This is a genomic window from Corynebacterium sp. HMSC077G07, assembly GCF_001809225.1.
Taxonomy (GTDB): domain Bacteria; phylum Actinomycetota; class Actinomycetes; order Mycobacteriales; family Mycobacteriaceae; genus Corynebacterium; species Corynebacterium jeikeium_D.
Map to the genome: position 1 here is coordinate 1 of NZ_KV796546.1, position 9,053 is coordinate 9,053.

General features: G+C 57.7%; 9 protein-coding genes and 2 riboswitches. Of the genes, 6 read left to right on the plus strand and 3 right to left on the minus strand.

What is annotated here, in order from left to right; translation table 11 throughout:
- Positions 1–81: 81 nt before the first annotated feature.
- Together epsC and cysK are read right to left on the minus strand one after the other, a co-directional pair.
- Entirely contained in the window at positions 82–675 is a 594-nt protein-coding gene (gene epsC / locus HMPREF2562_RS09485) for a serine O-acetyltransferase EpsC (RefSeq protein ID WP_049190263.1), read from the minus strand.
- A gap of 115 nt (positions 676–790) precedes the next feature.
- Positions 791–1,723, minus strand: coding sequence for a cysteine synthase A (gene cysK, locus HMPREF2562_RS09490; protein WP_049173059.1), 933 nt, complete (start codon positions 1,721–1,723; stop codon positions 791–793).
- 303 nt (positions 1,724–2,026) lie between these two features.
- Positions 2,027–2,296: riboswitch (cobalamin riboswitch) on the plus strand.
- A 66-nt stretch (positions 2,297–2,362) separates the two neighbouring features.
- On the opposite strand from cysK, the gene HMPREF2562_RS09495 reads away from it, so the two are divergent.
- The 5 genes from HMPREF2562_RS09495 to ramA all read left to right on the plus strand — a co-directional run bounded on the left by HMPREF2562_RS09495 (position 2,363) and on the right by ramA (position 6,886).
- Positions 2,363–3,145, plus strand: coding sequence for an energy-coupling factor ABC transporter permease (locus HMPREF2562_RS09495; protein ID WP_083295726.1), 783 nt, complete (start codon positions 2,363–2,365; stop codon positions 3,143–3,145).
- Positions 3,146–3,183: 38 nt separating this feature from the next.
- Complete coding sequence (locus HMPREF2562_RS09500) at positions 3,184–3,561, plus strand: energy-coupling factor ABC transporter substrate-binding protein (RefSeq protein WP_049173058.1); 378 nt, start codon at positions 3,184–3,186, stop codon at positions 3,559–3,561.
- Positions 3,558–4,295 (plus strand): cobalt ECF transporter T component CbiQ, encoded by a 738-nt coding sequence (gene cbiQ / locus HMPREF2562_RS09505; protein ID WP_070549912.1) that lies wholly within the window; start codon positions 3,558–3,560, stop codon positions 4,293–4,295. Before HMPREF2562_RS09500 ends, cbiQ begins: the two co-directional genes overlap by 4 nt.
- Positions 4,296–4,297: 2 nt before the next feature.
- Positions 4,298–5,122 carry an energy-coupling factor ABC transporter ATP-binding protein gene (locus HMPREF2562_RS09510; RefSeq protein WP_070549913.1) on the plus strand — a complete coding sequence of 275 codons (825 nt, stop codon included), beginning with the start codon at positions 4,298–4,300 and terminating at the stop codon, positions 5,120–5,122.
- Between the two features lie 194 nt (positions 5,123–5,316).
- Positions 5,317–5,574: riboswitch (cobalamin riboswitch) on the minus strand.
- 475 nt (positions 5,575–6,049) lie between these two features.
- Positions 6,050–6,886, plus strand: coding sequence for an acetate metabolism transcriptional regulator RamA (gene ramA / locus HMPREF2562_RS09515; RefSeq protein WP_005511953.1), 837 nt, complete (start codon positions 6,050–6,052; stop codon positions 6,884–6,886).
- 71 nt (positions 6,887–6,957) lie between these two features.
- Here ramA and HMPREF2562_RS09520 read toward each other — a convergent pair whose 3' ends face one another.
- Entirely contained in the window at positions 6,958–7,557 is a 600-nt protein-coding gene (locus HMPREF2562_RS09520) for a cob(I)yrinic acid a,c-diamide adenosyltransferase (RefSeq protein WP_070549914.1), read from the minus strand.
- 47 nt (positions 7,558–7,604) lie between these two features.
- Here HMPREF2562_RS09520 and murA point away from each other — a divergent pair, with 47 nt between their 5' ends.
- The gene (murA, locus tag HMPREF2562_RS09525; RefSeq protein ID WP_224783814.1) at positions 7,605–8,867 is read left to right on the plus strand and encodes a UDP-N-acetylglucosamine 1-carboxyvinyltransferase; all 1,263 of its coding nucleotides are present in this window, start codon (positions 7,605–7,607) and stop codon (positions 8,865–8,867) included.
- Positions 8,868–9,053 lie beyond the last annotated feature (186 nt).

Here is a 9,053-nt window from a genome sequence, read left to right on the forward strand (position 1 = left end):
CCGAGCGGACACACTTTTTGCTACTTAACCCGGAAGAGCAGCCGGCCGGCTTTTGTATGTAGAGCTAGTTTTAGGGCGGGGCTAGATGAAGTCCCCGTCACCTTGGACGTACACCGCCGGATCGCACAACGGCTTGTGCTCGTCGGGCTTGGCAGGGCGTACGCGGCCCGGAATTCCTATCACGATGGAATCGGGTGGGCAGCTGTGGGTGACCACGGAGTTGGCGCCGACTGATGAGCCTGCACCAATTGTGATGGGGCCAAGGACTTTCGCACCTGCTCCGACGGTGACGTTGTCCTCCAGGGTGGGGTGGCGTTTTACCTTCTCCAGTGAGCGGCCGCCAAGCGTCACGCCGTGGTAGAGCATGCAGCCGTCACCGATTTCTGCGGTTTCGCCAATGACGATGCCCATACCGTGGTCGATGAAGAACCTTCGGCCAATTTGAGCGCCCGGGTGAATCTCAATACCAGTCAGCCAACGGGAAAACTGTGCGAGTACTCGTGCAATGCCCTTGGAAATCCCGCCTCGTTTCCAGAGGCGGTGCGAGAATCGGTGAATCCAGATTGCGTGTAGGCCGGAGTAGACAATGGCATTTTCTACATCACTGCGCGCAGCTGGGTCGTGCGCGCGGGCATTGTCCAGATCCTCTTTGAGGATTCGGAAAAAGTCACTCATGGGCGTCAATTCTATCTGGTCGGAAGTGTGGGCAATGAAAAAACCCGCTTGCCGACGGAAAGTGCCAGCTAGCGGGCTCTGCAGAGAAGGTTACGGGCGTTTATAGCGCTTGGTCTTAGTCGCGCAGATCCTCGTACAGGATGGAGGAGACGTAGCGCTCGCCGAAGTCAGGAACAATCACGACGATGTTCTTGCCCTCGGACTCCGGGCGGGCTGCAATCTCGAGAGCAGCCTTGATGTTTGCACCGGCAGAAATGCCGCCGAGGATGCCCTCGGCTGCAGCGACCTTGCGGGAGACCTCAATAGCGTCCTCGTTGGTAACCGCAATGATCTCGTCGAGAAGCTCCTGATCGAGAACCTCTGGGACGAAGTTTGCGCCCAGACCCTGAATCTTGTGCGGGCCGGCGGTGCCCTCGGTCAGCAGCGGGGAGGCCTTCGGCTCAACGGCAACCAGCTTGATGTCCGAGTTGTGCTTCTTCAGCGTGCGACCAGCACCGGTAATGGTGCCGCCGGTGCCGACACCAGCCACGAAGTAATCAACCTTGCCGTCGGTAGCTTCCCAGATTTCTTCACCAGTGGTTGCCTCGTGGATAGCCGGGTTGGCCGGGTTGGCGAACTGGGAAGCCAGGATTGCATTGTCGGTGTTAGCCACGATTTCGTTGGCCTTATCGACAGCGCCGCGCATGCCATCCGCGCCCGGGGTGAGTACAAGCTCAGCGCCAAATGCGCGCAGAACGACGCGGCGCTCCTGGCTCATGGTGTCCGGCATAGTGAGAATGACCTTGTAACCGCGGGCTGCGCCGACCATTGCCAGCGCGATACCGGTGTTGCCCGAGGTACCCTCGACGATGGTTCCGCCCGGCTTGAGCTCGCCAGAGCGCTCGGCGGCATCGATAATTGCGTTGCCGATGCGGTCCTTGACCGAGTTGGCAGGGTTGTAAAACTCCAGCTTGGCAATCACGTTGCCCGGCAGGCCCTCGGTAACACGGTTGAGCTTAACCAGCGGGGTGTTGCCGATCAGTTCAGTGACATCGTTATAAATAGTCATTAATCTTATCCAGTCCGGAAATCACAGAGGACTTCCTAATGAGTTTTCGCGTGTAGCCGTAGTGTACGCCTGATCCTGCAATTAGTACAGACCAGTTCGTCTATTTTATGGCTTGCGTAGGGAAGTGGAAGCTGTCAGTTCCGGTGTTGCCACCGTCATAGTCGCCGCGGCCGGCGTCGTCGCAGTCGCACCGCTATTGTCGCAATGCTCCTGCTCTTGCCACGTTAACGCTATCTCATTGCCTTGCTCGTCCTTACCTCCATTGTGAGGGTAAAGAGCATTAAAGTTTCTTAGAATCCACTATTCTGAGACGTGATTTACAGTGCACGGGAATGCCTTGTAAATAGGCAGCGGCCCTCGCCACTGTGATTGGGCGCGATTGCGGCCCTTATCTGCACAGCGGTTATATGCGACAACCGGAAAACGCAGACAATGGACTCAGCGATTGCGGTGCTTCGTCGAAGCCACTCAGGGGGACTCAAACCTTTGGGGAAGGAGACGAAGCATTAATAGAAGTGTGAAGCTTTCCTCAGCCCATCAGCCAGGAGACCGACTGTAAATCATCCAATTCGCGTCCGCGGATTGGCGGTCGAGCGGTGCTGTCGAGGTGAATAGCGCCGTAGAAAGATGATTTACATCATGCATATTGCTGAGGGATTTCTCCCAGTTACTCATTGCATTGGGTGGGGCGTAGCTGCCGCTCCCTTTGTCATTCACGGCGCAATTCAAGTCAAGCGCACTATGAAAGAACATCCCGGTAGCGGCATGCTGCTCGGTGCTGCCGGCGCGTTTACCTTCGTGCTTTCCGCAATCAAGATTCCATCCGTGACGGGTTCCACTTCGCACCCGACGGGTACAGGTTTTGGTGCTGTAATCTTCAAACCTCCGGTGATGGCGCTGCTTGGCTCCATCGTGTTGCTCTTCCAAGCAATCTTGCTCGCTCACGGCGGCATTACGACGCTCGGTGCGAACATCTTCTCCATGGCAATCGTCGGCCCGTGGGTCGGCTACGCCTTCTACGTATTGACTCGAAAGCTCGGCGGAGGCCTACTACCAGGTGTGTTTATGGCAGCGTTCTTGGCTGACCTCTCCACCTACGTGGTGACCTCCATGCAGCTCGCTCTTGCACACCCGGCAAACCCGGGCGGTGTCGGCGGCGCTCTGGCTACATTCCTCGGCCTGTTCGCTATCACGCAGATTCCGCTGGCGATCATCGAGGCTCTGGTCACCGTCATTCTCATGCGCACCCTGCTGGCCGTGGCACATTCTGAGCTCCTCGATCTCGGCTTCCTGTCCCGCTTCGGTGATGCGCCAGCACCGGCGCTGGAGGCGAAAGCTGCAGAAGCCACGGCTGACGCTGTTGCAGGATCTGTCACTTCGCAGAATGCGGCAGCTGCATCCGTATCTGGCCAGAAGCAGTAGCCGTCGTCAAGCGAAAAGAAGCGAAAGAGAGCACGATTATGAATGCAAAAAACAACGCGCAGATTGTCGACGCACAGGCAGCTAGCCAGCCGAAGAAGAACTCCGTGTGGGTCAGCGTTGGTCTCATTGTCCTGGTAGTCGTAATTGCCATGTTCCCGCTGTTCTTCAACTACGGGGACGACGACGCCGAGGAGCCGTTCGCCGGCACTGATGCCACCGCTACGGAGACAATTCAGGAAATCGACCCGAACTACGAGCCGTGGTTCGAGCCACTCGTCGGCGAGCTGCCGGGTGAGGTCGAGTCGGGTCTGTTCGCGCTCCAGGCCGTTATCGGTGCTGGCGTCCTGTTCTACGTTATTGGCTTCTACCGAGGGAAGGCTGCTGCGCGTTCGGACAAGCGCGAGAAAGAGCAGTGAATGCGCTAGAAGCTGCAGCGGCGCGCAGCGCTTGGGCACGCCGCAACGTGGGTGAAAAGATTCTGCTGCTCGGTGGGCTGCTGATTCTGGCGGTTGCGCTACCGCCAATTCCCTTTGCGCCTGTCATTGCGGTCATTGCTTGGTCTATTGCGTACATAGCCCGAGTGCCCCGCAAGCTGTATGTGGCAATGGTGCTGGCACCGGCGGCTTTTGTGCTCGTCGGCGCGTTTCCGCTTTTGGTAGCGCTTACTCCCGACGGTCTCGCGTGGTCGCCGGATGGCCCGCAGCGAATGGCGCAGGTTGTGATGCGTTCGTTTGCGGGTATCAGCTGCACGATGGTCTTTGCGCTGACCACTCCGATTTCGGAGCTCATTGCCTGGCTCGACAAGCACGGCTTGCCGCGATACTTGACGTACCTCGCCGAGGTGATTTACCGGATGACCGGCGTGCTGATTCACTCCGCACACTCGATGACGGAAGCGCAAGCACGACGCTTGGGACACTCCACGCGCCGGGCGATGATCCGAGATGTAGCGGCACAGTCCGCCAGCCTCTTTGTCATTGCCTTTACCCGCGCGCGCAAGATGCAAGAGGGAATCGAGCTGCGCGCCGATCCGAGCGCAATGAAAGTACTGGTGATTTCGCGGCCCAGGCAGCCGAAGTTCATCGTGATATCCAGTGCATTACTTTTGTCGTTGATTGCGGCCTGGGCGCTGCTGAAATGGGGTGTATAGGGATGTCGAGCAGCAGGAAAAATCGCGCTGATCACGTACATGGTGCCAACGGTGTCATTGTCGAAGCGGCTGCAGTTACATACGCTTACGACGAAACCCACGTTCTGAAAGGCGTGGATCTGGCAATTTCGGGTGGCGAGCGCCTAGCGCTGTTGGGGGCAAACGGTTCTGGCAAGTCCACGCTGTTGCGTATGCTCGCGGGAGCGTCTAAGCCCAATAGTGGTGAGGTTCGCCTTGACGGCACCGCCTACAAGTACTCCCGGCACGGCCGCAATACGGTCCGCCGCTCAGTACAGATGGTCACGCAGGATCCGGATGAGCAAATCTTCGCGGCTAGCGTGTTTGCAGACGTCTCTTTCGGTCCCGTCAACCTGGGGCTTAAGAACGAGGAAGTCGAGCGGCGCGTCCGGGAGGCCCTAGGTACCGCCGAAATCACCGATCTCGCCGAACGCGTTCCGCACCAGCTTTCCTATGGTCAGCGCAAGCGCGTCGCTCTCGCAGGCGCGCTGGCGATGCACCCACGTGTGTTGCTTCTCGACGAACCCTCCGCCGGCCTCGATCCGCAGGCGACCCGAAAGCTTGCACACACGCTCAATCAATTGCGCGATCAGAGCACTGCCGTCGTCGTCGCCACGCACGACATCGACTTCGCGTGGAATTTCGCCGATAGGGCAGCGGTGCTTGCCGACGGCAAACTGCGCGTCGGCGCCAAGGAAGAAATTTTGGCCGATCGACGGTTGGTCGAACATGCTCGACTGGCTTTGCCCTGGGCGCCCGTGGTCTCCAAGGCGATTGGGCGAGATGTGTGCCATCCAGAGGATGTTTAGGCGAGTGGCTTGGTTGGTGAATAGCTCATCGATATGTGCAGCTAAACCGCGCTAAAAATGAGAAAAACGCCCGCGGGCAGGGCGTAATGCCTATGAAAATAGGCCTAGAAATATAGGCGAAGCTGTCGCATTTCTTCGCTTCCATTTCACGTCACACCTGTCCGCGGGCGATCTCCGTGGCCGTGACACTTTGCAGTGCCCTCGGCGCATCAGGCAGGTATTCGGACTTTCTGGCGTGACCGACAATAAGGGGATGACGACTGCCGCAAGCTTCAATGCTTACGTGCAGATCCTTATTATCAATTTTCCTACTTTTCGCCGCTTCCCAAGGTTGAAATAACCTCAGTGCCGTTGGCGAATTTTGTTCCAGATTACCGCTGCGGGACAGTTCCGGAATTGCACCGGATTCCCTCTTGCGTTTGCTGTGCACCACCTTCGGACAACCACGTGGAGGACGTAGCATTGAAAGTGGAACTCAACAAAACCTGTTGCATGTATGACAATAGCGCACGATGCAAAATAAGCGAAGGTCTTTTTCGAAAATGTCCGCATTGGGGGTAAAACGCCGTTCATTACCCTCTGTTATTAACATTCACGCAGTTTGTTAGCGGAAAAATAGCTACCCCCTGCCTTGTATTTATTCGGCCGAGGCGGGGCTAATGACAGGATTTATCCTGGTATTTTCTTTACGTACTTGTAGAGAAACCTAGTTGTTTCCTAAGATTGTGTGACGGATGCCTTAATGCAGGTGTACCCGTTCGGAGGGTACTATCTACTTTGTACGGTTTACAGCCCCCGAAAGGGTCAGTGGCCGCTGAGCGGTAGTTGGCCATTTCGTAGGAGTGTAAGTCGGCGCGAAGTCACAGGCTGATGGTGCCTCTGTGGGTGCCAGTGAAGCAATTTGCCCGTTACGCAGGAGGACGCGAGATGGATCCCCACCGCATTCTGGACGACAATGAGGTTATTAAGTCGTCCTTGGTCGCCCTAAAGAATGCGACTGGTATTCCGGTCACAATGTATGCGGAAGTCACCGATAACTCTAAGATGCAGATCAACAACTGGGTTGGCCTGCGTACTCCGGCCCTGCAGAATCTGACTGTGGAATCGGGTGCGGGTGTCGGTGGTCGCGTGTTGGCCACGCGCCGCCCGGTGGGTGTCAGTGACTACCTGCGCGCCAAGGTTATTACCCATGAGTATGACGACAAGATTCGTGACGAAGGCCTGCACTCGCTGGTCGCCGTGCCGGTGATCGTTTCGCGTCTTGTCCGTGGCGTGCTCTACGGTGGCGTGCACTCCTCGGTGCGCCTGGGGGACAAGGTTCTTGAAGAGGTCACAATGACCGCCCGTTGCCTGGAGCAGGACCTCGCTGTCGTCGATGCCTGCCGCAACATGGATCGTTCTGGCAACGGTAAGGGCGGCCGCATCATGAATGGCGCTGAGTGGGAGCAGGTTCGTTCCACGCACTCCAAGCTGCGCATGCTCGCTAACCGTGTGGATGACGAGAAGCTGCGCCAGGAACTCGAGGTGCTCTGTGACCAGATGGTCACCCCGGTTCGCGTCAAGCAGACCACCAAGCTGTCGGCTCGTGAGCTCGATGTTCTCGCCTGTGTCGCCCTCGGTCACACCAACGTCGAGGCCGCAGAGGAAATGGGCATCGGTGCCGAGACGGTTAAGTCCTACCTCCGCTCCGTAATGCGCAAGCTGGGCGCCCATACTCGCTACGAGGCCGTCAACGCGGCCCGTCGCATCGGCGCACTGCCGTAAACCGCTTGACGACGGTTCCTTTGCGCCCAAACCCGCGGGTATTGGGGTAGTCAGTTCTGCTACTTGCTCCGCTACTTACCCCCTGCTTGCCGCTGGGCTTCGCGCTCACCACCGGGGATCCACTTAACGTCGTTTCCGTCATTGGCCACTCTCGAAAGAATAAACAACAGGTCAGACAGGCGATTGAGATACTTCGCCGGTAGGACTGAGGTGGTTTCGGGAAATTCGCGGCAGGCAGCCCATGCTGCACGCTCGGCTCGGCGAGTAATCACCCGAGCTGTGTGTAGCAGTGCTGCGGCTGGTGTGCCTCCCGGGAGGATGAAGGAATCCAGTTTCGGCAGTTGTTCATTGAATTGGTCGCACCAGTGCTCGAGTCGCTCGATGTAATCCGGCTCGATACGCAACGGCGGGTACTTCGGGGTTTCTTCAATAGGTGTTGCCAGGTCGGCTCCGGCATCAAATAGGTCATTCTGCACGTAGCGAATGACAGCCGAGATTTCGTCGTCAAGCGTGCCGAAACTGAGCGCCTGGCCGAGTGCGGCGTTGGCCTCCTCGCACGTGGCGTAGGCGATAAGGCGAGAATCATCCTTGGGAACGCGGCTGAAATCGGATAATCCAGTGGTGCCGTCGTCGCCGGTGCGAGTGTAAATGCGAGTTAGATGAACGCTCATAGCTTCAAGCCTAAGCGCGATATTGCGAAATGTGGTTGGCTGGGGGAGTGGGAAATGAGCGATTTCTGGTTAAAGGCGGAGCGACGCTAAATGGTCAGGTTCAGATTTCCGGGGCGAAGAACTCGGTTCTGAAACTGATGGGTGCGGCGCTTCTCGCCGAGGGCACGACAGTACTGACGAACTGCCCTGAAATTGACGACGTGCCATTGATGCAAAAAGTCCTCGAAGGTCTCGGCTGCTCCGTGACGCGCGAGGGCGACCGGATTGAAATCACGGTGCCCGAAGAACTCTCGCATCACGCTGACTTCGATGCCGTGCGCCAGTTCCGCGCTTCGGTCTGTGTGCTCGGGCCGCTGACGGCGCGTACCCGTAACGCGATTGTCGCACTGCCCGGTGGTGACGCTATTGGTTCCCGCCCGCTGGACATGCATCAGGCTGGCCTGGAGAAATTGGGAGCACGCACCTATATTCACCACGGTTGCGTGGTGGCTGAGGCGGGGCGACTCAAGGGGGCGAACATCAAGCTGGACTTCCCGTCCGTCGGCGCGACCGAGAATATTCTGACCGCGGCCGTACTAGCGGAAGGTACGACTGTGCTGGATAACGCCGCCCGTGAGCCCGAAATTGTCGACCTGTGCGAGATGCTCGTGGAGATGGGCGCCAAGATTTCGGGTGCGGGATCTAACACCATCACGGTTGAGGGCGTAGAGAAGCTGCACCCGACTGAGCACAAGGTTGTCGGCGACCGAATTATCGCAGGGACCTGGGCTTATGCTGCAGCGATGACCGGCGGCGATATTACGGTCGTTGGCATTAACCCTAAGTACCTGCACCTTCCTCTGGAAAAACTGAAGAACGCAGGCGCTCAGGTCGAGACCTACCCGCAGGGCTTCCGCGTGCGTATGGACAGGCGTCCGCAGGGTGTGAACTATCAAACGCTGCCATACCCAGGCTTTCCGACGGACATGCAGCCCATGGCCATTGCTCTGTCCGCGGTGTCCGAAGGGACGTCAGTGCTTACCGAGAACGTTTTTGAGTCGCGCTTCCGGTTTGTCGACGAGATGATTCGCCTCGGCACGGACGCGACTATCGATGGCCACCACGTGATGATTCGCGGAAAGAAAACGCTGAGTTCCGCACCTGTGTGGTCTTCGGACATTCGCGCCGGAGCGGGACTAGTGCTTGCTGGGCTGTGTACTGAAGAAGGTGACGTCACTGAGGTGCACGATGTCTATCACATCGACCGTGGCTACCCGGGCTTCGTAGAGACACTCAATTCTCTTGGCGCTTCTGTTGAACGGGTTAGCTAGTGATTGTTGGCCTCTGGTCAATGGCTAACGGCTAAGCGCACGGTGCTAGTTAAACGCGCGGTGCGGAAAACCATCGCAAGTCTTCGGTTCTGGATGCTTCAGAACCGTAAGGAGTGATTCTCCTGTGGTGGCTTGTGGTGGTTTTCGCTATTTTACCTGGGGTTTTGTGTCTTTGGGTGGGGTGTG

Bases quoted from the DNA above. Each gene is read 5' to 3' on its own strand.
- HMPREF2562_RS09495 (WP_083295726.1), top strand. From the start codon at position 2,363: ATGCATATTGCTGAGGGATTTCTCCCAGTTACTCATTGCATTGGGTGG.
- HMPREF2562_RS09510 (WP_070549913.1), top strand. From the start codon at position 4,298: ATGTCGAGCAGCAGGAAAAATCGCGCTGATCACGTACATGGTGCCAAC.
- cysK (WP_049173059.1), bottom strand. From the start codon at position 1,723: ATGACTATTTATAACGATGTCACTGAACTGATCGGCAACACCCCGCTG.
- HMPREF2562_RS09500 (WP_049173058.1), top strand. From the start codon at position 3,184: ATGAATGCAAAAAACAACGCGCAGATTGTCGACGCACAGGCAGCTAGC.
- ramA (WP_005511953.1), top strand. From the start codon at position 6,050: ATGGATCCCCACCGCATTCTGGACGACAATGAGGTTATTAAGTCGTCC.
- HMPREF2562_RS09520 (WP_070549914.1), bottom strand. From the start codon at position 7,557: ATGAGCGTTCATCTAACTCGCATTTACACTCGCACCGGCGACGACGGC.
- epsC (WP_049190263.1), bottom strand. From the start codon at position 675: ATGAGTGACTTTTTCCGAATCCTCAAAGAGGATCTGGACAATGCCCGC.